General features: G+C 67.5%; 23 protein-coding genes, 2 tRNA genes and 3 pseudogenes. 13 read left to right on the forward strand and 15 right to left on the reverse strand.

The window, feature by feature from the left end:
• The first annotated feature begins 104 nt into the window (after nucleotides 1-104).
• On the forward strand, nucleotides 105-872 hold the full coding sequence (locus QC826_RS03095; RefSeq protein ID WP_099415374.1) for a helix-turn-helix transcriptional regulator: 768 nt from the start codon (nucleotides 105-107) through the stop codon (nucleotides 870-872).
• A 117-nt stretch (nucleotides 873-989) separates the two neighbouring features.
• Here the strand turns inward: QC826_RS03095 and QC826_RS03100 are convergent, their stop codons facing one another.
• On the reverse strand, nucleotides 990-1,700 hold the full coding sequence (locus QC826_RS03100) for a FadR/GntR family transcriptional regulator (RefSeq protein WP_093382777.1): 711 nt from the start codon (nucleotides 1,698-1,700) through the stop codon (nucleotides 990-992).
• 248 nt (nucleotides 1,701-1,948) lie between these two features.
• On the opposite strand from QC826_RS03100, the gene QC826_RS03105 reads away from it, so the two are divergent.
• The 4 genes and pseudogenes from QC826_RS03105 (at nucleotide 1,949) to QC826_RS03120 (ending at nucleotide 6,822) form a co-directional block, all read left to right on the forward strand.
• Nucleotides 1,949-2,734 (forward strand): (Fe-S)-binding protein, encoded by a 786-nt coding sequence (locus QC826_RS03105; protein WP_279764349.1) that lies wholly within the window; start codon nucleotides 1,949-1,951, stop codon nucleotides 2,732-2,734.
• Entirely contained in the window at nucleotides 2,731-3,474 is a 744-nt protein-coding gene (locus QC826_RS03110) for a lactate utilization protein C (RefSeq protein ID WP_279764350.1), read from the forward strand. The genes QC826_RS03105 and QC826_RS03110 overlap by 4 nt, the downstream gene beginning before the upstream one ends.
• Complete coding sequence (locus QC826_RS03115) at nucleotides 3,471-4,916, forward strand: LutB/LldF family L-lactate oxidation iron-sulfur protein (RefSeq protein WP_279764351.1); 1,446 nt, start codon at nucleotides 3,471-3,473, stop codon at nucleotides 4,914-4,916. Before QC826_RS03110 ends, QC826_RS03115 begins: the two co-directional genes overlap by 4 nt.
• A gap of 179 nt (nucleotides 4,917-5,095) precedes the next feature.
• Nucleotides 5,096-6,822 (forward strand): annotated as a pseudogene (locus QC826_RS03120) (lactate permease LctP family transporter).
• Between the two features lie 56 nt (nucleotides 6,823-6,878).
• Here QC826_RS03120 and QC826_RS03125 read toward each other — a convergent pair.
• The 4 genes from QC826_RS03125 to QC826_RS03140 all read right to left on the reverse strand — a co-directional run bounded on the left by QC826_RS03125 (nucleotide 6,879) and on the right by QC826_RS03140 (nucleotide 8,033).
• Nucleotides 6,879-7,310, reverse strand: coding sequence for a PIN domain-containing protein (locus tag QC826_RS03125; RefSeq protein WP_279764352.1), 432 nt, complete (start codon nucleotides 7,308-7,310; stop codon nucleotides 6,879-6,881).
• Entirely contained in the window at nucleotides 7,301-7,612 is a 312-nt protein-coding gene (locus tag QC826_RS03130) for a hypothetical protein (protein ID WP_279764353.1), read from the reverse strand. The genes QC826_RS03125 and QC826_RS03130 overlap by 10 nt, the downstream gene beginning before the upstream one ends.
• A gap of 215 nt (nucleotides 7,613-7,827) precedes the next feature.
• Nucleotides 7,828-7,904, reverse strand: a tRNA-Met gene (locus QC826_RS03135).
• 52 nt (nucleotides 7,905-7,956) lie between these two features.
• A tRNA-Met gene (locus tag QC826_RS03140) sits at nucleotides 7,957-8,033 on the reverse strand.
• A gap of 172 nt (nucleotides 8,034-8,205) precedes the next feature.
• Here QC826_RS03140 and QC826_RS03145 point away from each other — a divergent pair.
• Both QC826_RS03145 and QC826_RS03150 read left to right on the forward strand, forming a co-directional pair.
• The gene (locus QC826_RS03145; protein ID WP_279764354.1) at nucleotides 8,206-8,610 is read left to right on the forward strand and encodes a VOC family protein; all 405 of its coding nucleotides are present in this window, start codon (nucleotides 8,206-8,208) and stop codon (nucleotides 8,608-8,610) included.
• Between the two features lie 179 nt (nucleotides 8,611-8,789).
• A complete protein-coding gene (locus QC826_RS03150; protein WP_279764355.1) occupies nucleotides 8,790-9,092 on the forward strand; it encodes a putative quinol monooxygenase in 303 nt (100 codons plus the stop codon).
• Here QC826_RS03150 and miaA read toward each other — a convergent pair.
• The 3 genes from miaA to QC826_RS03165 are packed head-to-tail and all read right to left on the reverse strand — an operon-like array spanning nucleotide 9,089 to nucleotide 13,092.
• Entirely contained in the window at nucleotides 9,089-10,072 is a 984-nt protein-coding gene (miaA, locus tag QC826_RS03155) for a tRNA (adenosine(37)-N6)-dimethylallyltransferase MiaA (protein ID WP_279764356.1), read from the reverse strand. The two genes, QC826_RS03150 and miaA, sit on opposite strands and share 4 nt — an antisense overlap.
• Before the next feature lie 11 nt (nucleotides 10,073-10,083).
• Nucleotides 10,084-12,129 (reverse strand): DNA mismatch repair endonuclease MutL, encoded by a 2,046-nt coding sequence (gene mutL, locus QC826_RS03160; RefSeq protein WP_279764357.1) that lies wholly within the window; start codon nucleotides 12,127-12,129, stop codon nucleotides 10,084-10,086.
• A 27-nt stretch (nucleotides 12,130-12,156) separates the two neighbouring features.
• The gene (locus tag QC826_RS03165) at nucleotides 12,157-13,092 is read right to left on the reverse strand and encodes a peptidylprolyl isomerase (RefSeq protein WP_409567857.1); all 936 of its coding nucleotides are present in this window, start codon (nucleotides 13,090-13,092) and stop codon (nucleotides 12,157-12,159) included.
• A gap of 257 nt (nucleotides 13,093-13,349) precedes the next feature.
• Between QC826_RS03165 and QC826_RS03170 the strand changes: the two genes are divergently transcribed.
• Entirely contained in the window at nucleotides 13,350-13,994 is a 645-nt protein-coding gene (locus tag QC826_RS03170; RefSeq protein WP_279764359.1) for a VTT domain-containing protein, read from the forward strand.
• 198 nt (nucleotides 13,995-14,192) lie between these two features.
• Entirely contained in the window at nucleotides 14,193-15,257 is a 1,065-nt protein-coding gene (locus QC826_RS03175; RefSeq protein WP_279764360.1) for a carbonic anhydrase, read from the forward strand.
• A gap of 139 nt (nucleotides 15,258-15,396) precedes the next feature.
• Here the strand turns inward: QC826_RS03175 and QC826_RS03180 are convergent, their stop codons facing one another.
• The 3 genes from QC826_RS03180 to tsaE are packed head-to-tail and all read right to left on the reverse strand — an operon-like array spanning nucleotide 15,397 to nucleotide 18,297.
• Nucleotides 15,397-16,248 carry a D-hexose-6-phosphate mutarotase gene (locus QC826_RS03180; RefSeq protein WP_279764361.1) on the reverse strand — a complete coding sequence of 284 codons (852 nt, stop codon included), beginning with the start codon at nucleotides 16,246-16,248 and terminating at the stop codon, nucleotides 15,397-15,399.
• 46 nt (nucleotides 16,249-16,294) lie between these two features.
• Nucleotides 16,295-17,848, reverse strand: a complete 1,554-nt coding sequence (locus QC826_RS03185; protein ID WP_279764363.1) for an N-acetylmuramoyl-L-alanine amidase — start codon at nucleotides 17,846-17,848, stop codon at nucleotides 16,295-16,297.
• A complete protein-coding gene (gene tsaE / locus QC826_RS03190; protein WP_279764364.1) occupies nucleotides 17,812-18,297 on the reverse strand; it encodes a tRNA (adenosine(37)-N6)-threonylcarbamoyltransferase complex ATPase subunit type 1 TsaE in 486 nt (161 codons plus the stop codon). Before tsaE ends, QC826_RS03185 begins: the two co-directional genes overlap by 37 nt.
• Before the next feature lie 78 nt (nucleotides 18,298-18,375).
• Here tsaE and queG point away from each other — a divergent pair, with 78 nt between their 5' ends.
• On the forward strand, nucleotides 18,376-19,509 hold the full coding sequence (queG, locus tag QC826_RS03195; RefSeq protein ID WP_279764365.1) for a tRNA epoxyqueuosine(34) reductase QueG: 1,134 nt from the start codon (nucleotides 18,376-18,378) through the stop codon (nucleotides 19,507-19,509).
• 25 nt (nucleotides 19,510-19,534) lie between these two features.
• Here the strand turns inward: queG and QC826_RS03200 are convergent, their stop codons facing one another.
• The 4 genes and pseudogenes from QC826_RS03200 to QC826_RS03215 form a co-directional block, all read right to left on the reverse strand.
• On the reverse strand, nucleotides 19,535-19,915 hold the full coding sequence (locus QC826_RS03200) for a DUF3052 family protein (RefSeq protein ID WP_279764366.1): 381 nt from the start codon (nucleotides 19,913-19,915) through the stop codon (nucleotides 19,535-19,537).
• Between the two features lie 160 nt (nucleotides 19,916-20,075).
• Nucleotides 20,076-20,348 (reverse strand): BrnT family toxin, encoded by a 273-nt coding sequence (locus tag QC826_RS03205; protein WP_279764367.1) that lies wholly within the window; start codon nucleotides 20,346-20,348, stop codon nucleotides 20,076-20,078.
• Between the two features lie 109 nt (nucleotides 20,349-20,457).
• Nucleotides 20,458-21,044, reverse strand: a pseudogene (locus tag QC826_RS03210) (response regulator transcription factor).
• Nucleotide 21,045: 1 nt separating this feature from the next.
• Nucleotides 21,046-23,079, reverse strand: coding sequence for a PAS domain S-box protein (locus QC826_RS03215; protein ID WP_409567756.1), 2,034 nt, complete (start codon nucleotides 23,077-23,079; stop codon nucleotides 21,046-21,048).
• 154 nt (nucleotides 23,080-23,233) lie between these two features.
• Here QC826_RS03215 and QC826_RS03220 point away from each other — a divergent pair.
• The 3 genes and pseudogenes from QC826_RS03220 to QC826_RS03230 all read left to right on the forward strand — a co-directional run bounded on the left by QC826_RS03220 (nucleotide 23,234) and on the right by QC826_RS03230 (nucleotide 26,131).
• Nucleotides 23,234-24,219 (forward strand): annotated as a pseudogene (locus tag QC826_RS03220) (TRAP transporter substrate-binding protein).
• A gap of 62 nt (nucleotides 24,220-24,281) precedes the next feature.
• Nucleotides 24,282-24,854: a TRAP transporter small permease gene (locus QC826_RS03225; RefSeq protein ID WP_279764369.1), complete on the forward strand. Its 573-nt coding sequence runs from the start codon at nucleotides 24,282-24,284 to the stop codon at nucleotides 24,852-24,854.
• Nucleotides 24,851-26,131 (forward strand): TRAP transporter large permease, encoded by a 1,281-nt coding sequence (locus QC826_RS03230; protein ID WP_093382833.1) that lies wholly within the window; start codon nucleotides 24,851-24,853, stop codon nucleotides 26,129-26,131. Before QC826_RS03225 ends, QC826_RS03230 begins: the two co-directional genes overlap by 4 nt.
• Nucleotides 26,132-26,362 lie beyond the last annotated feature (231 nt).

A 26,362-nucleotide genomic window follows, 5' to 3' on the forward strand; every position in this document is an offset into this window, starting at 1 on the left:
GCCATCAAAGATGACGAAATCGGCACAATCTCGATGTGACAGAAAGGCCAAACGGTGGTTTAATCGAAGGCCAGCGCAGTGGCGAACACACAGCAAGGAGTCAGATGGCCCAAGCACAGCAGCAAGACCGAGCGCAAGCCGCCGACGCCCGCGACGCGCTCGGCGCCCGCATCGCCGACGCCTTCTTCGCCGAGCACCTGTTCGACGCGCTGCCCGACGTGGTCTTTTTCGTCAAGGACGTCGAGGGCCGCTACGTGGTGGTCAACCAGGCGCTGGTCAAGCGCTGCGGCGTCAAGCAGAAGGCGGCGCTGATCGGCCGCACGCCGGCCGAGGTGTTCGCCCATCCCTTCGGCCAGACCTATCTGGCGCAGGATTTGGCGGTGCTGGCCGGCGGCGCCGACATCGACGACCAGCTGGAGCTGCACCTGTACCCGAACCGCGACCCCGGCTGGTGCCTGACGCGCAAGGTGGCGCTGCGCGACGCGGCCGGCGCCATCGTCGGCCTGAGCGGCGTGTCGCGCGACCTGGCGATGGCCGACCAGAAGAATCCGGCCTACGCCAGGGTGGCCGCCGCCGCGCGCATGATCCAGGAGCGCTTCGACCAGCCGCTGCCGCTGACCCAGCTGGCGCGCACGGCGAACATGTCGGTGGCGCAGATCGAGCGCTACTTCCTGCGCATCTTCCACCTGACGCCGCGCCAGATGATCATCAAGGCCCGCCTGGACGCCGCCTCGCGCCTGTTGATGGGGCCGGCCAGCGTGGCCGAGATCGCCCAGGCCTGCGGCTACGGCGACCACAGCGCCTTCACCCGGCAGTTCAAGGCGACGGTGGGTGTAACGCCCAGCCAGTACCGCTTGATGTTGCGGGGGTGAGACAGATTGCCTGTTTTTTTATCAGTTGGACCGGCGGCCAAGGCCGTTTCGCGGCCGTCGAGCCACCTTGTCGAGCGTTGGTAGGACCAATTCCGCCGGCACGCGCGACCAGCCGGGCTAGTCCAGCTCCGGCCCGAAGCGGCTGCGCACGAAGTCGATATGCGTCTGCATGGCGGTGCGCGCCTCCTCCGGCCGGTTCGAATAGATCGATTCGGCCACGCTGCGGTGCTGTTGCAGCAGCTGCTCGGCGACGCTGGCGTCGATCTCGCGCAGGCCGTTGCCGTTCAGGGTGATGTGCTCGCGCAGCATGCTCAGTATGCTGGTGTGCAGGTGCAGGAACATCGAGTTGTGCGAGGCCAGCGCGATCGCCTCGTGCAGGCGGGTGTCGGCGTTGGCCTCGGCCGGCCGGTTGTCGTCGCGGCGCGCCTGCTCCAGCTCCTGCATCAGGCCCTTGATGTTGGCGCGCTCCTCGCTGGTGGCGCGCTGCGCCGCGAAGTAGGCGGTGGCGCCCTCCAGCACGCGGCGGAACTCGAGGATGTCCTCGCGCACGCCGGGGTGGTCGGCCACCAGCTCGCCCCACGGCGTGCTGATGCCGGTGCGCAGCTGGTCGGTGACGTAGACGCCGGCGCCGGGCCGGCTGCGCAGCAGGCCGCGCGCGCCCAAGCGCTGGATCGCCTCGCGCACCGTGTTGCGCGACACTTGGTACTGCTCGGCCAGCACGCGCTCGGCCGGCAGCTTGGCGTTGGCCGGCAGCGAGCCGTCCAGCATGGCCGCCTCCAGCCGCTGTATCACCTCCGCCACCCGTCCAACCGCCTGCCTGCCGCGCATCGCCATCCCCTTTTTCTGGTTCACGCACACCGGGACGCCGACAAAACCCAACGGCGCAAACCTAGGGTCAGACCCTAGGGTCTGACCCTGGATCTTCGCCGCTGGGGTTTGCCGGCATTCCCGGCGCCTTGACGTCCAATAATCCGTCTAATGTGCGACTGGTCCAACCAATTTGTGGCCCGCCGCATACGCTGGGATTATGGACGCTATAAAAACAATACGCAAACCGCCCCCATCGAGGAGACACCATGCAGGACCGAGACTATCCCACCGCCCCCAAGCAGGTCTACCTGTTCGGCACCTGCGTGATCGACCTGTTCATGCCCGAAGCCGGGCTGGACGCCGTGCGCCTGCTCGAACGCGAGGGCATGACGGTGCACTTCCCGCGCGGCCAGAGCTGCTGCGGCCAGCCGGCCTACAGCAGCGGCAATCCCGACGAGGCGCGCGCCGTGGCGCTGGCCCAGCTCGACCTGTTTGCCCAAGCCTGGCCGGTGGTGGTGCCGTCCGGCTCCTGCGCCGGCATGATGCGCCACCACTGGCCGCAGCTGTTCGCCGACGACCCGGCCAACGCCGCCAAGGCGCAGGAGCTGGCCGGCCGCGTCTACGAACTGAGCGAATTCCTGCTGCACGTGCTGAAGGTGGACTACCGCGCCGCCGTCGGCGCGCCGGCCGAGGACGTGGTGCTGCACACCTCCTGCGGCGCGCGCCGCGAGATGGGCACCCGCGCCCACGGCGTGGCGCTGGTCGACGCGCTGCCCGGCGTGCGCCGCATCGAACACGAACACGAATCGGAATGCTGCGGCTTCGGCGGCACCTTCGCGCTCAAGCACGCCGACATCTCCGGCGCCATGGTCAAGGACAAGGTGGCCGCCGCCTGCGCCACCGGCGCCGGCCGGCTGGTCTCGGCCGACTGCGGCTGCCTGCTCAACATCGGCCACGCCGCCCGCTTCCAGGAGGCGCCGCTGGAGGTCGAGCACATGGCCAGCTTCCTCTGGCGCCGCGTCAACGGCAAGGCCGCCGGGAGCGCCAAATGAGCGGCCCGGGCGCGCGCGAACAAATGCTCGGCCGCCTGCGCGCCGCCGCGCCGGCCGACGGCGGCGACGTGGCGCAGCTGCAGCGGCGCATCGACGACTACTACGCCGGCCGCCACGCCGCCCAGCCGCTCGCGCCGCTGGACCTGGTGCGCTCCATGCAGGAGGCGATGAGCGCCTCGCACGCCGACGTTTGGCTGGCCAACGGCGCGGACTGGCCGCGGCTGCTGGCCGACAAGCTCGCCGCCAAGGGCGTGCGCCGCCTGCTGCTCGACCCGGCCAGCGCCGAGGGCGCCGCGTTGGCGCAGGCCCTGCCGGACTCGGTGCAGCCGCTGGCATTCAACCTGCCGCTGGAGCAGTGGAAGGCCGAGCTGTTCGACAGCGTCGGCGCCGGCTTCACCGTGGCCCGCTCCGGCATCGCCGCCACCGGCACGCTGGTGCTGGCGCCGGACCGTGGCACGCCGCGCACCGTCTCGCTGGTGCCGCCGCTGCACGTCGCCCTGGTCTACGCCAGCACGCTGCACCGCGACTTGTACGCCGCCGCGCAGGCCGAGCGCTGGGGCGAGGGCATGCCGAGCAACCTGGTGCTGGCCTCCGGCCCGTCGAAGACCTCGGACATCCAGCAGACGCTGGCCTACGGCGCCCACGGCCCGCGCTGGATGTGGGTGGTGATCGTGCTCGACGGCGAACTGGCCGGCACCGCCGCCAGCCTGTCGCTGGCCTCGCAAGGAGGCCTGCAATGAGCGCCGCCCCGCTGCACTTCGTGCCGGCGGCGGACTTCCGCAGCCGCGCCCGCGCCGCGCTGGACGACCCCAAGCTGCGCAAGAGCTTCCGTGGCGCGATGGACTTCTTGCAGGCCAAGCGCGTCGTGCAGTTCCCCGACGGCGCCGAGCTGGAACAGATGCGCGACCTGGGCGAGGCGATCCGCCAGCACGCGCTGGCCAACCTGCCCGACCTGCTGGTGCAGCTGGAGACCAATCTTTCCGCCGCCGGCGTGCAGGTGCACTGGGCCGCCGACGCCGACCAGGCCAACGCCATCATCTTGGCCATCGCCCGCCAGGCCGACGCGCGCAAGGTCATCAAGGGCAAGTCGATGGCCAGCGAGGAGATCGAGCTGAACCACTTCCTCGAGGGGCACGGCGTCACCTGCCTGGAGTCGGACATGGGCGAGTACATCGTGCAGATGGCCGGCGAGAAGCCCTCGCACATCGTCATGCCGGCGATCCACAAGACCAAGGCCGACATCGGCGCCCTGTTCGAGCAGAACATCCCCGACACGCCCTACACCGAGGACGTCGACAGCCTGATCCAGACCGGCCGGCGCGCGCTGCGCCAGGCCTTTGTCGACGCCGACATCGGCTTGTCCGGCGTGAACTTCGCGGCGGCCGACACCGGCACGCTGTGGCTGGTCGAGAACGAGGGCAACGGCCGTTTGAGCACCACGGTGCCGGATACCCATATCGCTATCATGGGTATGGAGAAGGTGGTGGCCAAGCTGGAGCACATCGTGCCGCTGGCCAGCCTGCTGACCCGCTCGGCCACCGGCCAGGCGATCACCACCTATTTCAACCTGATCTCCGGTCCGCGCCGGGGCGACGAGCGCGACGGCCCGCGCGCCGTCCACCTGGTCCTGCTCGACAACGGCCGCAGCCAGGCCTACGCCGACGAGCAGCTGCGTTCGACCCTGCAGTGCATCCGCTGCGGCGCCTGCATGAACCACTGCCCGGTGTACGCCCGCGTCGGCGGCCACGCCTACGGCACCACCTATCCCGGCCCGATCGGCAAGATCATCTCGCCGCACCTGCTGGGACTGGCCGCCACCGCCGACCTGGCCACCGCGTCTAGCCTGTGCGGCGCCTGCGGCGAGGTGTGCCCGGTGCGCATCCCGATTCCGCAGTTGCTGATCCGCCTGCGCACCGAGGCCAACCGCGATCCGGCCCAGCAGGTCGACAACCCGCTGCGCGGCCAGGGCGCCCAGTTCTCGCGCGCCGACAAGCTGGTGTGGCGCTTCTGGAGCGGCGCCTTCGCCCGGCCCAATGTGTACCGCCTGTTCCGCTGGGCCGCCACGCGCCTGCGCGCCTTCGCGCCCAAGCAGCAGCTGGGCTGGACCGCGCACCGCGCCCCGCTCAAACCGGCCGCGCGCAGCCTGGCCGACCTGCTGCGCGAGCGCGACCAGCCCGAGTAGGCCGTCGAGTAAAAGTACTTGCGGCGCCTTCCCTGAGCCCGAAAGCGTCGCCCCCGTAGCACCCGCAAGCCGCCGCGCCGCCCGCCGGCCCGGCCTCCCGCGTCCGCAGATTTTGTTGTTTTGCCTGTCCCGTCGTCCCACATAAAAATAGTTCAACAAGCATCCTTGGAGGAGTCACCATGCAAGCCTGGAGTCAAATATACACACCGCTCGGCAGCCTAGGGCTGTCGGCGTTCGTGGCCGCCGTACCCATCATCTTCTTCTTCCTCGCGCTGGCCGTTTGGCGCATCAAGGGCCACATCGCCGCCGCCGTCACGCTGACGCTGGCGCTGGTGGTGGCCATTTTCGCCTACGGCATGCCGGTGTCGCAGGCGCTGGCGGCGGCCGGCTACGGTTTCGCCTACGGCCTGTGGCCGGTGGCCTGGATCATCGTCACGGCGGTGTTCCTCTACAAGGTGGTCGAGCAGACCGGCCAGCTCGACGTGATCCGCGCCTCGGTGGTGGCGATCACCGACGACCAGCGCCTGCAGATGCTGCTGATCGGCTTCGCCTTCGGCGCCTTCCTCGAGGGCGCGGCCGGCTTCGGCGCGCCGGTGGCGATCACCGCCGCGCTGCTGGTCGGCCTGGGCTTCAACCCGCTGTACGCGGCCGGCCTGTGCCTGATCGCCAACACCGCGCCGGTGGCCTTCGGCGCCATGGGCATCCCCATCATCGTCGCCGGCCAAGTGACCGGCATCGACCCGATGCTGATCGGCGCCATGGCCGGCCGCCAGCTGCCGCTGCTGTCGCTGCTGGTGCCGTTCTGGCTGGTGTTCATGATGGACGGCTTCCGCGGCATCCGCGAGGTGTGGCCCGCCGCCCTGGTGGCCGGCGCCAGCTTCGCCGTGACCCAGTACGTCACCTCCAACTTCATCGGCCCGGAACTGCCGGACATCACCTCGGCCCTGGTCTGCCTGGTCTCGCTGACCGGCTTCCTGAAAGTCTGGCAGCCGGCCAGCGCCAAGGCCGCCGCGCGCGCTAGCGTCTCGGTCGGCGGCGGCGCCGCCGCGCTGGGTGGCTTCGGTGGTACCGGCGGCGCAGGTGGCTTCAGCGGTGGCGCCAAGCCGGACGGCCGCAAGGCTTCGCCGTTCACGCCGGCGCAGACCGTGCGCGCCTGGTCGCCGTTCCTGATCCTGACCGCCGTCGTCACCGTCTGGAGTCTGCCGTGGTTCGAGGGCTGTTCGCCGCCAAGGGCGCGCTGGCCGACACCGTGCTCAAGTTCCACGTGCCCTTCCTCGACAAGCTGGTCATCAAGACCGCCCCCATCGTCGCCTCGCCGAAGGCCTACGACGCCGTGCTCAAGCTCGACTTCCTGTCGGCCGTCGGCACCGCCATCCTGCTGACGGCGCTCATCGCCGTGGTGCTGTTGAAGATGAAGCCGGCCGCCGCCGTCAAGGCCTTCGTCCAGACCATCGTCGAACTCAAGCGTCCCATCCTGTCGATCGGCCTGGTGCTGGCCTTCGCCTTCGTCGCCAACTACTCGGGCATGTCGTCGACCCTGGCGCTGGTGCTGGCCGGCACCGGCGTCGCCTTCCCGTTCTTCTCGCCCTTCCTCGGCTGGCTGGGCGTGTTCCTGACCGGTTCGGACACCTCGTCGAACGCGCTGTTCTGCTCGCTGCAAAACACCACCGCGCACCAGCTCGGCCTGTCGGACACGCTGATGGTGACGGCCAACACCACCGGCGGCGTGACCGGCAAGATGATCTCGCCGCAGTCGATCGCCGTGGCCTGCGCCGCCACCGGCCTGGTGGGCAAGGAGTCGGAGCTGTTCCGCTTCACGCTCAAGCACAGCCTGATGTTCGCCACCATCGTCGGCATCATCACCACCGTGCAGGCCTACTTCCTGACCGGCATGATTCCGCACTGAGGAGTTTGATCGCGAGGTGGCGTATAGTCCACCTCGTCCCTGTTGGTTGGGCTTGTTCAGTCGGGGAAGGGAAGGACATTGACTGCAGTTGTCGCGCCATTGTCGGTTTGAAGTTCGTATGGAATACGAATATTTGTTCCGCGAAAGTCCTTCCAGTTCCTTGTGATAATCAAGCGACCGGTCACGTTGCCGGTGGCAATGATGATGGCGTCCGGCAAGGCGATTTTCGGCGGAGTGAACAGACTCGCTCCCCGCAAATTTGCGGCCTCCAGCATGATGGTTTCATTGGTTTGGATAACCTGAAGTTCGAAATCGGCTAGAAATGTCATCACTTCTGGCCGTGCGGCGGGATGGGTGCCGGAGACAACCTCTATCCAGGTAATGGCACTAATGGCACCGTCGTCGTAGTGCATCAACTCCCTGCGAGCTACTTCGTAGCCTTTGAGGGCGTCGATGAGAATGTTGGAATCGAAGAGAGCTAGCGCCATTCCGCACGTATCTGGCGCTGGTATTCAACGCTATCTTCTGGTTCGTCGGGACGAACCTTCCAGATCCCAAACACCTTGTTTAAGGCCGCCTCTCTCTTGGCGCGACGAGTACGCTTGAGTGTGTCGTCCGGTTCGTCGGGCTTGACAAGCACTCCATTTGACGCCCGTTCAACGCTCGGAATGGATGGCGCGGAGTGTGCCGACAGCAATATGCTACGCAGCATATCCACTTGCCGTTGATTTGCTGCCAGGGCCGCCGTCTCGTGGCTCGCTTGGGTGCCAATTTGCGGCACGCTTCCCACGATAGGGTTGCGTATTGTCGGAACCGGTGAAGGCGCAGCGTAACTGGGGTGCTTTGACGTGGGCATGAGCTAGCTCCCATCATTTTGTCGAGTAGGGATAGTTTAGCGTATCTGCATTTGTCTGTCGCTTTGCGGCCGCGCTTCCTTGTGACGGCTATATGCGAAAGCACAAATGAAAAAACCGCCGACCCTTGCGGGGCGGCGGCTTCTCGTATTGGTGGTGATAGGTGGACTTGAACCACCGACCCCAGCATTATGAATGCTGTGCTCTAACCAACTGAGCTATATCACCGAAACAAAAATGGCCCGAACGGTGTAGGCTCGGACCAGTTTTGATGTGTTCTTGGTGGTGATAGGTGGACTTGAACCACCGACCCCAGCATTATGAATGCTGTGCTCTAACCAACTGAGCTATATCACCTGCAACGCCCAGCATTATCGGGCGTGGGCGAAAAGCTGTCAAGGCTGGCCCTGAGAAATTTGCGCGATTTTCCGTCCCGCAGGCATTTTTCGCCAGCGCTGCGCCGGAAAATTGGCAAATTGGTATGCTGGGGCGTGGCCGCGCGCGACGGCCGTCTTTTACGGGAGAGAGCATGGCCACCAACATCTTCGTCAACCTGCCGGTGCGGGACCTGGGCAAGTCGATCGCCTTCTTCACCAGCCTGGGCTACCACTTCAACCAGCGCTTCACCGACGAGACGGCCACCTGCATGGTGGTCGCCGGGAACATCTTCGTCATGCTGCTGAGCGAGGAGAAGTTCCGCAGCTTCACGCCGAAGCCGATCTGCGACGCCCACACCAGCACCGAGGTGTTGATCTGCCTGCAGGTCGACAGCCGCGAGCAGGTCGACGCCCTGGTCGGCAAGGCGCTGGCGGCCGGCGGCGCGCTGTACAAGGCGGCGCAGGACCACGGCTTCATGTACGGCCACGGCTTCCAGGACCTCGACGGGCATATTTGGGAAATCATTTACATGGATGGGGTCGGCGCGCCGGCTTGAGGCGCGCTTTGGCCGGCGGCGCACACGGAATCGCTTGAGCTGTTAAAATTTGGGCAAGATTGTGAACGTTTCAATCCAGGGATGCCGCTTTTTGCCGGCCGGGCATTCCGCATCTGTTTCGGCGCCGCCTGCGGGCGGCGCCGAGTTCCAAGCTCCGCTCTTCAAGTCAGGATTCATCCATGCTGGTTCATTCCGTCACATTCACCACCAAACCCGACGCCATCCCCGCCGTGCTCGACCTCGCCGCCATGCTGGTGCCGCTGTCGCGCGCCGAGCCGGGCTGCGTGCGCTACGACTTCCTCCAGGAGCCGCTCAATCCACAGCGCTTCGTCTTCTTCGAGCTGTGGAAGAGCCGCGCCGATCTGGACGCCCACTTCGCCATGGCGTACTTCAAAACCCTGGAGGAGCGCCTGCCGTCGCTGATCGCAGGCGAGCCCGAGATTGCGACCTATGCGATCGAAGCTCCGAAGCCGGCCCTCTAAGTTGGCGTAACACCGGCGCCGGCCTGGCGGCCGTGCGCCGCGATCTGCGCCAGCATCGTCGCGGCCGGATCGCTTCCCAGGCAATCGATGACGACTCGCTGCGGCATCGAGCGCAGCCAGGTCAGCTGGCGCTTGGCCAGCTGGCGCGTGGCGATGATGCCGGTCTCGCGCATGGTCTTGTAGTCGATCTCCCCATCCAAATACTCCCACGCCTGGCGGTAGCCGACGCAGCGCATCGAGGGCAGGCCCGGATGCAGGTCGCCCCGGCGGCGCAGCACCTCCACCTCGCGGATCAGATTGTCGTCGCTGCTCTCGTCGAGCATGATGTCGAAGCGGCGCGCGATGCGCTCGTGCAGCACGGCGCGGTCGGACGGCTCCAGCGCGAACGACAGCAGCTCGAACGGCAGCTCGGTCTTTTCGCGCAGCGCCAACAGCTCGGACATCGGCTTGCCGCTCAGCGCGCAGATCTCCAGCGCGCGCTGGATGCGCTGGGCGTCGTTGGGCGCCAGCCGCGCCGCCGTCACCGGGTCGAGCGCGGCCAGGCGGGTGTGCATGGCCGGCCAGCCGTGGCGCGCCGCCTCGTCCTCCAGTTGGGCGCGCAGCGCCGGGTCGGCGCCGGGCAGCTCGTCGAGGCCGTCGGCCAGTCCCTTGAAGTACAACATGGTGCCGCCCACCAGCAGCGGCAGCTTGCCGCGCCCGACGATGTCGTCGACCAGGCGCAGCGTGTCGTTGCGGAACTGCGCCACCGAGTAGGCGTCCAGCGGGTCGATGATGTCGATCAGGTGGTGCGGCGCGGCGGCGCGCTCGGCGCGGGTCGGCTTGGCGGTGCCGATGTCCATGCCCCGGTACACCAGCGCCGAGTCGACCGAGATGATCTCGGAGGGGATGCGCGCGGCGATGGCGAGGGCGGCGGCGGTCTTGCCGGAGGCGGTGGGCCCCATGATGGCGACGGCCAACGGACGGTGTGCTTGAGTAGTCATGAATCGTTTCTTTATTGGCCGCGCAGGAACAGCTTGTCGAGCGCGGCGATTTCCACCTGCACCCAGGTCGGGCGGCCGTGGTTGCACTGGTCGGCGCGTTCGGTCGCCTCCATCTGGCGCAGCAGGGCGTTCATCTCCTGGGTCGACAGGATGCGGTTGGCGCGCACCGCCGTGTGGCAGGCCAGGGTGCCGAGCAGCTCGTTGCGTCGCTCGATGAGCACGCGCGAGCCGCCGAATTCGCGCACGTCGCGCAGCACGTCGCGCGCCAGGGTTTGCGCGTCGGCGTTCTTCAGCAGCACCGGCACGGCGCGCACCGCCAGCGTGGTCGGCGACAGCGCGGCGATGTCGAAGCCGAGCGCGTGCAGCGTGTCCTGGTTCTCCTGCACCGTGGCCACCTCCAGCGCGTCGGCGTAGAAGGTGATGGGGATCAGCAGCGGCTGGATCTGCATGTCGTGGCCGGCCACCTGGCCGTCGAGGGCGCTCTTCAGTTGTTCATAGAGGATGCGCTCGTGGGCGGCGTGCATGTCCACCAGCACCAGGCCCTTGCCGTTCTGCGCCAGGATGTAGATGCCGTGCAGCTGGGCCAGGGCGAAGCCGAGCGGGAACTCCTCCTGCGCCATGGCCTCGGGCGTGGCGGTGTAGGCCGAGGCCTGCGGCAGCGTCTTGTCCAGGTCGAAGCCGCTGCCGGCGCCGAAGCCCGCGCCGGAAGACGTGCCACGTTCGGCGCCGAAGCCGCCAACGAAGCCGGCGGAGCCGCCGGAGCCGGCCGAACCGCCGCCGGAGCCGCCAGACCCGCCGCCGGAGCGCGCGGCCGAGCCGGAGTCGGCGAACAGCGCGCCGTAGCGCTCGCTGCTCTGCGCCACGCCGCCGCCGCTGCCGGCGCCGCCGCGCGCGCCGAACGGCGACGGCGAGAAGGTCGGCGTGTAGTGCGGCGAGAGCAGGGCGCCGAAGCTGGTCTGCTCCTGTTCGCGCATGGCCGGGGCGGGTGCGCCGCCCAGCCCGGCGCCGGCCGCCTGCGGCGCCGGCACGGTGCCGTTGGCGGTGGCCGAGGTTTGCGCCAGCGCGCGCTGCACGGCGTGGAAGACGAACTGGTGCACCGCGCGGCTGTCGCGGAAGCGCACCTCGATCTTGGAAGGGTGGACGTTGACGTCGACCAGCACCGGGTCGAGCTCGAGCGCCAGCACGTAGGACGGGAAGCGGTCGCCGTGCAGCACGTCCTGGTAGGCCGCCTTGACGGCGTGGACCAGCAGCTTGTCGCGCACGAAGCGGCCGTTCACGTAGAAGAACTGGGCGTCGGCGCGCGCCTTGGAGGCGGTCGGCAGGCCGACGTAGCCGTGCACGCGCAGCGGGCCGGCCTGCTCGTCGATGGCCAGGCGGGCCTCGGCGAAGCCGTCGCCGAGGATGTGGGCGCTGCGCTTGGCCATCTCGCTGACGTTCCAGTGGTCGACGGTGCGGCCGTTGTGGCTGAGCGAGAACGACACGTCGGGCCGCGCAAGGGCGATGCGGCGCACCACCTCGGCGCAGTGGCCGAACTCGGTCTGCTCGGACTTGAGGAACTTGCGCCGCGCCGGCGTGTTGAAGTACAGGTCCTGCACGTCGACGGTGGTGCCGTGCGCGCCGGATGAGGGCGCCACGGTGCCGTGGTGCGAGCCGACGATCTCCCAGGCGTGGGCGGCGTCGGCGGTGCGCGAGGTCAGCGTGACCGAGGCCACCGAGGCGATCGAGGCCAGCGCCTCGCCACGGAAGCCCAGCGTGCCGACGTTTTCCAGGTCGTCGAGCGAGGCGATCTTCGAGGTGGCGTGGCGCGCCAGCGCCAGCGGCAGCTGCTCGGGGGCGATGCCGCGGCCGTTGTCGGTGATGGCGATGCGCTTGACGCCGCCCTCCTCGATGCGCACGGTGACCTGGGTGGCGCCGGAGTCGAGCGCGTTCTCCAGCAGCTCCTTGACCACGGCGGAGGGCCGCTCGACCACCTCGCCGGCGGCGATCTGGGAAATCAGCTGGTCGGGCAGGGCCTGGATGGGGCGGGGGGGGCGGGTGGGGGTGTCGGGCGCGTTCATGCCGCGATTATACCGGGTAGCGGGCGGCTATTTGGCGGCCTGCTCGCGCACCGGGATGGGGGCGTTGCACAGCTCGATGTGGCCGGCCGCGTACTTGTTCCACGGCCCGCCACGGTTGCGCTGCGCCTCGACGGCGGCCTGGTAGGTGGGCGAGTCGCTGCGCATCACCTCGAGCCGGCTGCGCTCGGCCTCGGGCAGCTCGGCGGCCAGGCGCAGCGACTTGATCGGCGTGCGCTGCTCCGGCTTGTCGTAGTAGCCCATCGGCGCGGCGCCGCGCGGCAGCGCCGACAGCAGCGGCATGCCGGCCACCACGCGGCCGACCACGGTGATGTTGCGGTCGAGCTGGCGCGGCGCGTGGCCGGTCACCGCGTACAGCTCGGCGCCGTTGCCGCTGTCGCTGTCGTTGTCGCGGCCGACGCCGACCATGCCGTAGCAGTGGGCCAGCCAGGTGCTGCGCATTTTCGGGTCGCGGCCGACCGGGAAGCCGTTCGAGTGGCCCACCAGCGGGGCGTAGCCGTCGTGGTCGGGCAGGCGCACGAAGTGCTTGTCGCTGGACATCGGCACGGTGAACTCGCCGGCCACCTTGGCCTTGGCGTTCTTGAACGGCCTGGGGTTCTTCTCGTCCGGGTCGCCCCACTGGGCGACGAAGTTGTCCTGCGAGCGCAGCACGGCCAGGCCGTCGTAGTAGCGCTCCTGCGCCAGCGCCTTGATGTTGGCGATGTTGTTGGGGGCGAAGTCGGGCGCCAGTTCGATCACCACGCGGCCGCCCGGCAACTCCATGTACAGGGTGTTGTTCGGGTCGAGCGGGCGCCAGTCGCCCGGCTTGGAGGCCTTGACGACGTCGGCCACGGTGGCCTTGGCGGCCGGCACGGGCGCCGGGGCCGACTTGGCCTCGCTGGCGGCGTTGGCGCGGGCGGCGCCGGCCGGCGCCAGCACCAGCGCGCCCAGCGTCAGCGCCAGCATGCGCAGCGGCAACAGGGTCGGCGCCGGGGCGGCGCGTGGGCGGGTTTGGGCGGTCGAAACTTGCATCCGGGTCTCCTGGTGGGAATGGTGGCGGGGCCGGCCGCGACGCGGCGCGCGGCGGGACGATCCGTCGCCAATTGTAATCCGCAATATGGCCGAAATGGAAACTTACAATTTCCCCTGCAAATATCCCCCGCCGGCCGGCCGCCGGGCCCGCCGGTGGTGTATGATTCCGCCGCAACCTCAATGGGAAGAATATGGATTTGATGCAATTTCTGGACATGATCCTTCATGTCGACAAGACGCTCGAACTGCTGATTCAGCAATACGGCACGCTGGTGTACGCCGTGTTGTTCGCCATCATCTTTTGCGAGACCGGCCTGGTGGTGCTGTTCTTCTTCCCCGGCGACACGCTGCTGTTCATCGCCGGCGCGCTGTGCGCGGTGGGCGAGATGAACCTGGCGCTGCTGATGTTCCTGCTGGTGACGGCGGCCATCACGGGCAACACGCTGAACTATTGGATCGGCGAGAAGATCGGGCAGAAGGTGTTCACCCACGACTACCGCTGGCTCAACAAGGACGCGCTGCGCCGCACCCACGACTTCTTCGAGAAGCACGGCGGCAAGACCATCATCCTGGCCCGCTTCGTGCCGGTGGTGCGCACCTTCGCCCCCTTCGTCGCCGGCGTGTCCGACATGACCCATGCCCGCTTCCAGCTCTACAACATCACCGGCGCCCTGCTGTGGGTGGTGGCGCTGACCACGGCCGGCTACTTCTTCGGCAACATCGCCATCGTGCGCGAGCACCTGACCGAGATCGTGTTGTTCGGTGTCGGCATCGCCGTCGTGCCGATGGCGCTGGGCGGCATGTGGAAGCTGTCGCGCCGCATGCTGGGCCGCTGAGCGCCCGATGGACCGTCCGGCCCGGCGCCGGACCGAACGCTTGAATCCGACGCCACGGCCCCCGCCGTGGCGTTTTCGTTGGCGCCCGGTTTTTCCCCAAAGCATATATATTCTCTAGTGCAAGGCCCGCATGGCTCAAGTTTTGCCCTAGTGCATCCGTAAACCAGTATGTAATTCTCTTTTACTACCTGGATCCCCATGCGTACTCTGATCGCCCTGATAGCCTGCTGTTTCGTCACCGCGACGGCAAGCGCGAACGATCCTCCACCCATCAAGGCGGCGCCCGCCAAGGGCATCGAACCGGTCCGTCCCCATTATCCCGGCACCGGCAACCAGGGCGCCAAGACGGGCGGCTCGTCCTCGTCCGCGTCGGCGTCCGCGTCGTCCTCCTCGTCCTCGTCTTCCTCGGCGTCCAGCCCGCGCATGAGCGAGCGCGAACGCGAGGCCCAGGCCGAGGCCGAGCTGTCGGCCAAGATCGCCGCCCGGCTGGCCGTGATGCGCGCCAACCAGGCCGCCCGCGTCGCCGCCCAGGCCCGCGCCAGGAAGGCCGCCGCCGTGGTCGCCGCCACGCCGCCGCCTCAGTTCCGCAGCAACCACTGGTCCTACGAGGGCGAGACGGGGCCGGCCAACTGGGGCCGCATCAATCCGGACTGGGCCAAGTGCGGCAGCGGCAACCGCCAGTCGCCGATCGACATCCGCGACGGCATGAAGGTCGAGCTGGAGCAGATCGCCTTCGACTACAAGCCGTCCTCGTTCAGCGTGATCGACAACGGCCACACCGTGCAGGTGATGCTCAGTGGCGGCAATTTCATCACCATCCAGAACCGCATGTACGAGCTGGTGCAGTTCCACTTCCACCGGCCGTCGGAGGAGCGCATCAACGGCAAGGGTTACGAGATGGTGCTGCACCTGGTGCACAAGGACGCCGAGGGCCGCCTGGCCGTGGTGGCGCTGATGCTGGAACGGGGCCGGCCGCAGCCGACCATCCAGACGGTGTGGAACAACCTGCCGCTGGAGAAGCTCGAGACCAGCACGCCGTCCATCGTGCTCGACCCGGCCGACCTGATCCCGCAGCGGCGCGACTACTTCACCTATATGGGCTCGTTGACCACGCCGCCGTGCAGCGAGGGCGTGTTGTGGCTGGTGATGAAGGAGCCGCTGCAGGCCTCGCCGGCGCAGATGGCGCTGTTCAGCCGCCTGTATCCGCTCAACTCGCGGCCTATCCAGCCCGGTTCGGGGCGGATGATCAAGGAGTCGAATTAGGCGGCAAGGCGGCTCGCAGGATGCCTCGGGCGCCGTTGCAGGGTCCCGCTGGCGCGTTGAAGGGTCAGACCCTAGGGTCTGACCCTATGGTTGCGCCGCAGACTATTCCCGACTTGCGACGCGCCTCTGCCAGGGCCTGCTAGCCGCGCGGCGCGCAGACGATGCGGTGGCGGCCGCTCCATTCGGCGCCGGCGGCCAGCGTCTGCTGGTCGACCCGCGCCGGCTCGATGCAGACGAAGCGCAGATACTCGTCGTCGGCCAGGTCGGCCAGCGCCGCCGCGTCGGCCGCGCCCGGATTCCACACCACCCATTCGCTGAAGCCCTGCTGCTCCAGGCGCAGCGCGGCGTCGGCCGTGTGCAGCGTCAGCGCCGGCGGGGCCTGGTAGAGGCGGTCGAGCTTCTGCTCGAAGCGCAAGGAGGCCGGCTCCTGCACGCTGGTGTTCAACTGGTGGTCGGTGTAGCGGGCGCCTTGCAGGCCGTCGATGCGGACGGCGGCCAGCTGGCCGACGTCGAAGTAGGTGTGCAGCGCCACGCCGAAGGGGAAGCCCTCGGCGCCGGTGTTGCGGACGGTGAAGTCGATCGCCAGCGTGTCGCCCTGCAGCGCGCAGCGCAGGCGCAGCGCGAAGGCGTGCGGCCAAGCCTGCGCCGTGGCTGGCGCCAGGTCGTCCGGCGTCAGCGCGAACTCGGCCCAGGCCAGCGCGCCGTCGCTGCCGCTGTCGGCCAGGCGCCAGGTGCTGACGCGGGCGAAGCCGTGGCGCTGGCCGTCGCCGCGCACATTAAACTGGGGGAAGATGACCGGCACGCCGCCACGGATGGCCTTGCCGCCGTCGAGCGCCGACTGGCTGCTGCAGAACAGGCGCTCCTTGCCGTCGGCCGTTTGCCAGGACAGCAGGTGGGCGCCGAACAGCGCCACCGTGGCCTGGGCGCCGTCGGCGGCGCAAATGCGCACCGCCGGCAGGCTGCCGTATTCAACCATCGTCACTACTGCCATCGTCTGCTTCCTTTGTGGGTCGGTGGATCGGTGTGTCGGTCCGGGCTCAGGTCAGGCGGTTCTTCGACAGCGGCGGATTCTTGGCGAAGTAGCGGCGGATGCCCTTGACGATGGCGTCGGCGATCTGGTCCTGGTAGCCGTTGTCGAGCAGCTTGGCCTCCTCCTCCGGGTTGGAGATGAAGGCCGTCTCGATCAGGATGGACGGGATGTCCGGCGCCTTCAGCACGGCGAAGCCGGCCTGCTCGACCGAGCCCTTGTGCAGGCGGTTGATGCCGCCGATCTCGCCCAACACCGCCTTGCCCAGCTTGAGGCTGTCGTTGATCTGCGCCGTGGTGGACAGGTCGAACAGCACGCTGGCGAGCTGCTTGTCGTGGCCGGAGGCGTTGACGCCGCCGATGGCGTCGGCCAGGTTTTCCTTGTTGGCCAGCCAGCGCGCGGCGCCCGAGCTGGCGCCTTTTTCCGACAGCACGAACACCGACGAGCCGCGCGCGCTCGGCTCGACGAAGGCGTCGGCGTGGATCGAGACGAACAGGTCGGCCTGCACCTTGCGCGCCTTGTCGACGCGGGTGCCGAGCGGGACGAAGTAGTCGCCGTCGCGGGTCAGCATGACGCGCATGTTGGGATGCTCCTCCAGCTTGGCCTTGAGCCGCTTGGCGATGGACAGCACGATGTCCTTCTCGCGGCTGCCGTTCTTGCCGGAGGCGCCGGGGTCCTCGCCGCCGTGGCCGGGGTCGAGGGCGATGGTCAGCATGCGCACCATCTTCTGCGCCGGGCCGCCCTTGGCTTCGGCGCGGGCTTCCTGCTTGGCCTCCAGCTTGGCTTCGGCTTTCGCCTCGGCCCTGGCTTCGGCCCTCTCTTCGGCCTTGGCCTCCGCCTCGGCCTTGGCCTCGGCCTTGGCCTCGGCCTTGGCCTTGGTGCCTGGCTTGCCGTCGGCCTTGCCATCAACCTTGCCGTCGCCGCGCATGATGGCGGCGATGTCCGGCTTGGTCAGCTCGCCCTTGTGCACTTCCGGCAGGTGGGCGGGGGCTTCGGCGGTTTTGGGCGGTGTCGGCTCGGCTTTGGCGGCCGGCGCCTTGGCCGTCGGCGTGTCGCTCGACCAGTCGCGTTTTTCGATCATCGCCGTCAGCGGATCGACCGGCTTGACCGGGTACAGGTCGAAGATCAGGCGGTGTTTGTAGTTGCCGGCCGGGGCCAGCGTGAACACCTGCGGCGTGATCTCCTCCTTCAGGTCGAACACCAGGCGCACCACGTTGGGCCGGTTCTGGCCGACGCGCACTTGTTTGATGTAGGGGTCGTTGGATTGGATCTTGGCGACCAGGCTTTTCAGCGTGGGGTTCAGCTCCAGGCCCTCGATGTCGACCACCAGCCGTTCCGGGTCCTTGACCACGAAGTGGGTGGCCTTCAGGCTGGCGTCGTTCTCCAGCGTGACGCGGGTGTAGTCGTCGGCCGGCCAGACCCGCACCGCCAGGATCTGCGCGGCGAGGGCGGGCAGCGGCGACAGAACCGACAGCAGCAGCGTGCCGCCGGCCTTGAGCACGGTGCGGCGCGTGACGGTGCGCTCGCTCACAGGTTGGGGGCGAATTTGAGGCGTTGAAGACATGAGATACCCAGGGCGGTCGACGCCTGCAATTCTACATCACGGCCCTGGCCGGCAACGGCCAGGAAAATATTCAGGTCCGGCGGCGGCAGCACCGGGTCGGCCTTTTCCGGCCACTCGACGATGCAGATGTTGTCGCCGTTGAAGTCCTCGCGGAAGCCGGCGTCGAGGAACTCCTCCGCGCTGCCCATGCGGTACAAGTCGAAGTGGATGACGCCGACGGCGCGCCCGCCGATCTGTACCTGGTAGGGCTCGGACAGGGTGTAGGTCGGGCTCTTGACGTGGCCGACGTGGCCGGCGGCGTGCAGCAGGGCGCGGGTGAGCGCGGTCTTGCCGGCGCCAAGGTCGCCGTGCAGGTGGATCGCCAGGCCGGGCGCCAGGGCGCGCGCCAGCGCGGCGCCCAGGGCGGCGGTGGCTTCTTCGTCGTGGAGGTGGGCTTTAAAATACGGCATGGAATAGAATGTGGGTCTGAAGATCGTTCGCGGGCCGCGCCGGCCCGCCTGCCTGCATTGTAAAGCCTGTCTACGCCGATGTCCCTGTCTGAATCCAAATTAGCCGAACTTGCCGTCCGCATCAAGCAATGGGGCGTCGAGCTGGGCTTCGCCGAGCTGCGCGTCGCCGACATCGACCTGAGCGCCCAGGAGGCCGGCCTGCAGGCCTGGCTGGACGCCGGCATGCACGGCGAAATGGACTACATGGCCAGCCACGGCATGAAGCGGGCCCGTCCGGACGAGCTGGTGCCGGGCACGGTGCGGGTCATCTGCGCGCGCATGAACTACCTGCCGAAGGACGTAGCGGGGGGCGGCGCGAAAGCCGCCACCGCCACCGATGCGGCGATGGTCGGCGACTGGCGCGCGGCCGAGGCGGCGCGGCTGGCCGACCCGGGCGCGGCGGTGATCTCGGTCTACGCCCGGGGTCGCGACTACCACAAGGTGCTGCGCGCCCGTTTGCAGCAGCTGGCCGACCGCATCCGCGCCGAGTGCGGCGAGTTCGGCTACCGCGTCTTCACCGACTCGGCGCCGGTGATGGAGCTGCCGCTGGCGCAGAAGGCCGGCCTGGGCTGGCGCGGCAAGCACACCCTGCTGATCAACCGCGACGGCGGCTCGCTGTTCTTCATGGGCGAGATCCTGGTCGACATCCCGCTGCCGGTGGACGAGCCGGTGGGCGCCCACTGCGGCGGCTGCAACGCTTGCATCACGGCCTGCCCGACCCAGGCCATCCTCGGCCCGGGGCGGCTCGACGCGCGGCGCTGCATCTCCTACCTGACCATCGAATCGAAGAGCGCCATTCCGGTCGAGCTGCGGCCGCTGATCGGCAACCGCGTCTACGGCTGCGACGACTGCCAGAGCGTCTGCCCGTGGAACAAGTTCGCCCAGCGCGCCGTGCTGCCCGACTTCGACGAGCGCCACGGCCTGGGCAGCGCCTCGATGGTCGAGTTGTTCGCCTGGAGCGAGGAGGAGTTCAACCGCAAGATGGAGGGCAGCCCGATCCGCCGCATCGGCCATGTCAGCTGGTTGCGCAACCTGGCGGTCGGCATGGGCAACGCGGCGGCGGCCGGCGCCAAGGGCGACGCCGCCATCGTCGCGGCGCTGCTGTCGCGCCGCGCGCACGAGTCGGAACTGGTGCGCGAGCACGTCGAGTGGGCGCTGGCTTGTCACCAATAGGCGCCGGCCGTTTGAAGCGGACTGTTCAGGAAAGGTGTTTCAGGCGCAGCGCCGACCAGTCGTCGTCGATGGAGATCATGGCCACGCTGTCCAGGCCGAGCGTGGCGGCGTGGTCGCGGATGGTGTCGCGGTGGACGTCCGACTTGTGCTTCGACGTCCCCTTGACGTAGGCGACCCACAACGCGCCTTTGGCGGCCAGGCGCGCCTTCGCCTGCGGCAGCAACGCCTCCAGCTCGCCCCGGCTGTTGACGAATACGAGCACGAAGTCGGCCAGTTCGGCGCCGTTGTCGAACAGCCCGGCCGGCAGTTGCGCCAGCAGCGCCGCGTGGCGCGCGTCCGCGTTCAGCACGACGATCGCCGTCGCGTTCTTCACGTACATTTTCTCGACAACGGTCTTTTCTGTCATTAGCGCACTTTGTTGTTGGAACCGGTGTTGTCCGGGTAAAGTGGGGCGGGCGTTGGCCCAATATGCTTCCACTGCCGCAGGATCGTTTGGGTCGTAGGGGCATTGTGGGTCGTCAACATGCACCGGGGCCTCAGCAAGCGCAGCCTCAATTTCTTGGGCACTAATGTGGTAGGGCTTGAATATATGTTCGTTTTTCATGTCCGCTTCCTTTTCGGCATGAGATTATCCGCGCGCCATCTGCTCGCTCGGTCCACACCATGAAGACCACGCTGCCATGAAACCAACACAGGCTTTGCAGGCGCGTCTCCCCATAAGCCAGCGCAGTGTCCTCAACCGTCAGCATAAAGGAATCAAACACGCATTCCAGATCGGCCAGGTCGATACCGTGTACTCGAAGGTTGCGGCGCCGTTTGTTGTCGTCCCAGGTAATCATCAGCCGATGTTATACCGTGGGGGCGGATATTCAGGCCATGGTATGCCTTTGTATGACCCGAATCAAGCGCTCGCAGCCTTGGTTCGCAGGTAACGGAACGGGCGCTTTCCTACTTCAGCAAACCGGCCAGCTCGACCGCCGTCTTGACCTGCATCTTGTCGAAGATGTGGGCGCGGTGGACCTCGACGGTGCGCATGCTGATGCCCAGCTGGTCGGCCACCACCTTGTTCATTTTGCCGGCCAGGATCAGGTCGAGCACCTCGCGCTCGCGGCCCGACAGCGTGGCCAGGCGGGCGTGCACCGCCGCCAGCGCGCTGGCCTGGCGCGAGCCGGCCAGGCCTCCTGCACGCGGTCCATCAGCTGGTTGTCGTTGAAGGGCTTCTCGAAGAAGTCGAAGGCGCCGCGCTTGAGCGTGTCGACCGCCATCGGCACGTCGCCGTGGCCGGTCAGGAAGATCACCGGCAGGCGCTGCGCCAGGCCGCGCCCGGCCAGCAGGTCGAACAGGGCGACGCCGTTCATGTCCGGCATGCGCACGTCGAGCAGCACGCAGTCGCCCTCGGGGTCGAACTGGCCCTCCTTGACGTAGTCCAGGAACTGGGCGGCGCAGTCGTAGGCGCGCGCCGGGATGGCGCGCGAGGCGGCCAGCCAGGACAGCGAATCGCGCACCACCGCTTCATCGTCGACGATATGCAGCATGTTATTTGTCTCCTTCTGGCGCCGTCCGGTCCGGGGCGGCCGGCAGCGCGAATGTGAATATGGTACCGCCGTTCGGGTTGGCGCGGTGGTTCAGCGTGCCGCCGTGGAACTCGATGGCGGTGCGGCAGATGTTCAGGCCCATGCCCATGCCCTCGGCCTTGGTCGAGAAGAAGGGCGAGAACAGCCGCTCGGCCACCTCGCGCGGAATGCCGTGGCCCTGGTCGACCACCGACACCACCACCTGGCCGGCGCCGGCGTCATACTCGGCCAGCACGCTGAGCACGCGGCGCTGCGGCGGAATGTGGGCCATCGCCTCGATGGCGTTGCGGGTCAGGTTGAGCAGCACCTGCTCGATCAGCATGCGGTCGGCCAGCACCGGCGGCAGCCCGGCCGGCAGACTGGTCTGGAAGGCGACGTAGTATTGGCGCGCCTGCAGCTCGATCAGCGCGCGGATGCCGTCGAGCAGCCCGGCGATGGCCACCGCCTGCCGCTCCGGCTCGCGCTTTTTGACGAACTCGTGCACGCTGCGGATGATCTGGCCGGCGCGCTGGGCCTGGGCGCCGGCCTGCTCGAGCGCCGGGCGCAGCATGGCGCCGTCGACCGCCGCGCCGGACTGCTCGGCGCGCGCCAGCACGTTGAGGGCGCCGGTGGTGTAGCTGGAGATGGCCGCCAGCGGCTGGTTCAGCTCGTGCGCCAGCATCGACGAGATCTCGCCCATGGTGGCCAGGCGGGCGCTGGCCTGCAGCTTTTCCTGCTGCTGGCGGTTGAGCTCCTCGATGCGCTTGCGGTCGGAGATGTCGAGGATCGAGCCCATCCAGCCGGTCTGGCGGCCGTCCTTGTCGACCAGCGGCGCCTCGAAGATCAGCACCGGCACCCGCTCGCCGTCGGCGCGCTGGAAGATGGTCTCGAACTGCGGCGTGATGGTGCCGGCCAGCACGCCGGCGAAGCGCTGCTGGTACTCGGCCATGGCCTCCGGCGCCCAGTAGGGCATGGGCGGCAGCTTGCCCACCAGCTCCTCCGGCGGGTAGCCGACGATCTGGCAGAAGGCCGGGTTGACGTAGGTGACGCGGCCCTCCAGGTCGCGCGCGCGCAGGCCGGTCACCAGCGAGTTCTCCATCGCCGTGCGGAACGACATCTGCTGGCGCAGCGCGCCCTCGGCGGCCAGCCGGCGCGAGATGTGGCCCCACAGCGCGAGCAGGCTCCACAGCAGCCCCAGCGACAGCACGATGACCGAGCCGACCAGCAGGTTGGGCAGCAGCTTGGGCGCGCTCTTGACGCTGTCGGTGACCAGGGTGATGCTGGCGCCGGGCAGGTCGAGCGCGCGCTTGTGGGTGTAGACGCCGTGGCCGGGGCCGGCGGCGGCGCGCCGCGCCAGCACCTTGTCGTCGCGGTCGATCAGGGTCACCTGGTTGTCCTGGGCGAACCACCAGGGCACCATCTCCTCGAGCAGGTCGGCGGTCTGGTAGGTCGCCACCAGGCTGCCCAGGTAGGTCTCGCCGCGGTAGATCGGCTGGTGGTAGTCCATCATCACGGCGGCCGGGGCGGCGCGCGGCGCGGCCGTCTGCGCCTCCGGCTGCACGTAGCGGCCGTTGCGCGTGCGGCGCGCCTGGTCGGCGGTGGTGCGCGAAGCCTCGGACAGGGCGGCCGGGGCGCCCGGCGCCGGCTCGCCGTCGCTGGCGGCCTGGACGCGGCCCTGCGGGTCGATCCAGACGATCTTTTTCAGCTCGTGGCCGTTCTTCAGCAGGCGCGCCATGCGCTCGCGCAGGTGCTCGCCCGACAGCTGGCCGGCGGCGATCTCGCCGGCCAGGCCGCGCAGGCTGTCCTCGTCGCGGCCGAGCTGGAAGCGGATGGTCTGCTCGACCCACAGGGTGTCGGCGATCAGCTGCTCCTGCCGCTCGTTGCTCTCCATCTGGCGCGCCTGCCAGGGCAGCCAGATCAGAATCGCCAGAAAAAACAACAGTAAAACGACGGGCAGCAGCCAGCGCAGCGGGGTGCTGAACTGGAGGCGGCGGGCTAGGGTGGGGGGCATGGGCATGGGCCGGTCAGGGTAGCGGCTGGCGCTTGTGGCGGTATTGTGGTTTTCCACAGTTGCGCCGCAGAACGCATTCGGTGAATATCGGCGATAATCCGGCCAATTCGTTATTGGGCCTGGGCACAATAATAAAGTATTTATCCACCTTGGAGACACTATGAAATTGCAAGCCACCCTGGCCGCGCTGTGCGCCGCCTTCTGCCTCAACGCCTCCGCGCAAGCGCCCATCGTCATCAAGTTCAGCCACGTGGTCGCCATCGACACGCCGAAGGGCCAGGCCGCCGAGCGCTTCAAGCAGCTGGCCGAGAAGGGCACCAACGGCCGCGTCAAGGTCGAGCTGTATCCGAACAGCCAGCTGTACAAGGACAAGGAGGAGCTCGAGGCGCTGCAACTGGGCGCCGTGCAGATGCTGGCGCCGTCGCTGGCCAAATTCGGCCCGCTGGGCGTCAAGGAGTTCGAGGCCTTCGACCTGCCGTTCATCTTCCCCAGCAAGACCGCGCTGTACAACGTGACCGAGGGCGAGATCGGCAAGGCCTGCTGAAAAAACTCGAAGGCAAGGGCATCACCGGCCTGGCCTTCTGGGACAACGGCTTCAAGGTCATGTCGGCCAACAAGCCGCTGCGCGCGCCGGCCGACTTCAAGGGCCTGAAGATGCGCATCCAATCGTCCAAGGTGCTCGACGCGCAGATGCGCGCGCTGGGCGCCAACCCGCAGGTGCTGGCCTTCTCCGAGGTCTACCAGGCGCTGCAGACCGGCGTGGTCGACGGCACCGAGAACCCGCCGTCGAACATGTACACGCAGAAGATGCACGAGGTGCAAAAGCACGTCACCGTGTCCAACCACGGCTACCTGGGCTACGCCGTCATCGTCAACAAGAAGTTCTGGGACGGCCTGCCGGCCGACATCCGCGCCGCCCTCGACAAGGCGATGAAGGAAGCCACCACCTTCGAAAAAGCCATCGCCCAGCGCGACAACGACCTGGCCCTGGACGCCATCAAGAAGACCGGCAAGACCGCGATCTACACCCTCAGCGTGAAGGAGCAGGCCGAATGGCGCCGCGTCCTGCTGCCGGTGCAGAAGGACATGGAAGGCCGCATCGGGAAAGACCTGATCTCGGCCATCAACAAGGAAGCGGCCAAGTAATCCGGCGCGCGTGCGGGACGGCAGCGCCGTCCCGCCTTGTTTCCCTTCTCTGAAAGAGCACCATGAAATTCCTGGACCACCTGGAAGAGTGGTTGATCGCGTCCCTGATGGGCGCGGCCACCATCATCGTCTTCATCGCGGTGCTGCACCGCTACCTGGCCGGCCTGCCCATCCCCGGCCTGCAGGACTACCTGATTCAAATCAACACCAGCTGGGCGCAAGAGCTGTGCATCTATATGTTCGTCTGGATGGCCAAGTTTGGCGCCGCCTACGGCGTGCGCACCGGCATCCACGTCGGCGTGGACGTGCTGATCAACCGCATGAACCCGCTCTGGCACCGCCGCTTCGTGTTCTTCGGCCTGCTCGCCGGCGCCGTCTTCACCGGCATCGTCGGCACCCTGGGCGCCAGCTTCGTGTGGGAAATCGGCCACACCGACCAGACCTCGTCCGACCTGGAAGTGCCGATGTGGATCGTCTACCTGGCCGTGCCGCTCGGCTCCTACCTGATGTGCTTCCGCTTCCTGCAGGTGGTGGTGTCCTACGCCCGCACCGGGGCGCTGCCCAAACATGACCATTCCCACGTCGAGGGACTGGAAGAAGAACTCGCGCACGACGCGCCGGGAGCCAAAGCATGAACGCCATGATCATTTTCGTCCTGCTGTTGGCGCTGATGCTGACCGGCATGCCGATCTCCATCTCGCTCGGCCTGACCGTGCTGACCTTCCTGTTCACCATGACCAGCGTGCCGATCGAATCGGTGGCGCTGAAGATCTTCACCGGCATCGAGAAGTTCGAGATCATGGCGATCCCGTTCTTCATCCTTGCCGGCAACTTCCTCACCCATGGCGGGGTGGCGCGGCGCATGATCAACTTCGCCAGCTCGATGGTCGGCCACTGGCACGGCGGCCTGGCGCTGGCCGGCGTGCTGGCCTGCGCGTTGTTCGCCGCCGTCTCGGGCTCGAGCCCGGCGACGGTGGTGGCGATCGGTTCGATCATCCTGCCGGCCATGGTCAAGCAGGGCTATCCGAAGGGCTTCGGCGCCGGCGTCATCACCACCTCGGGCGCGCTGGGCATTTTGATCCCGCCGTCGATCGTGATGGTGATGTACTCGGTCACCACCAACACCTCGGTGGGCAAGCTGTTCATGGCCGGCGTCATCCCCGGCATCATGCTGGCCTTCCTGCTCGGCCTGACCACCTGGTTCCTGGCGCGCAAGCACAACTATCCGCGCCTGCGCAAGGCCAGCTGGGGCGAGCGTTTCGCCGCCTTCAAGAAGAGCGCCTGGGGCCTGTTGCTGATCGTCATCGTCATGGGCGGCATCTACACCGGCGCCTTCACGCCGACCGAGGCCGCCGCGATGGCCGCCGTCTACGCCTTCGTCATCGCCGTGTTCGTCTACAAGGACTTGAAGATCAAACAGGTCGGCAAGGTGCTGCTGGACTCGGCGGCGATGTCGGCGATGCTGCTCTACATCATCACCAACGCCGTGCTGTTCTCCTTCCTGATGACCAGCGAAAACATCCCGCAGGCCATGGCGGAATGGATCACCGGCCAGGGCCTGGGGGTCGTCACGTTCCTTCTGGTTGTCAATATTTTGCTGCTATTGGCCGGCAACGTCATGGAACCGTCGTCGATCGTGCTGATTATGGCGCCCATCCTGTTCCCGGTGGCGATGAAGCTGGGGATCGATCCGGTGCACTTCGGCATCCTGATCGTGGTCAACATGGAGGTCGGCATGTGCCATCCTCCGGTCGGCCTGAACCTGTACGTGGCCTCCGGCATCACCAAGATGGGCATCTCCGAGTTGACCGTCGCCGTGCTGCCGTGGCTGCTGACGATGCTCGGCTTCCTGGTGTTGATCACTTACGTACCACAGATTTCGCTGTGGTTGCCAAATTTAATTTACTCTTAAACCAGGCGTGTTCCGGCGCTCAAAAAAAGCTGGGAAAAAGCCATTCAGGTACGTTATGATGGCGTCGCTGTCGGACATATAACTCATAAGGATATGTTCCCGACGAGCAAAGGACACGCAGTATTAGTTGGTGGGGAGTGTGTATAAAAACGGCTTCAAAGCCGGCCATATATCGAGGAGACACACGTTTTACAGAATGCTGTTGGCATCATCGCTGCAAGCGCGCCACAA

This window comes from Rugamonas sp. DEMB1 (assembly GCF_029834475.1).
Classification (GTDB): domain Bacteria; phylum Pseudomonadota; class Gammaproteobacteria; order Burkholderiales; family Burkholderiaceae_D; genus Rugamonas; species Rugamonas rubra.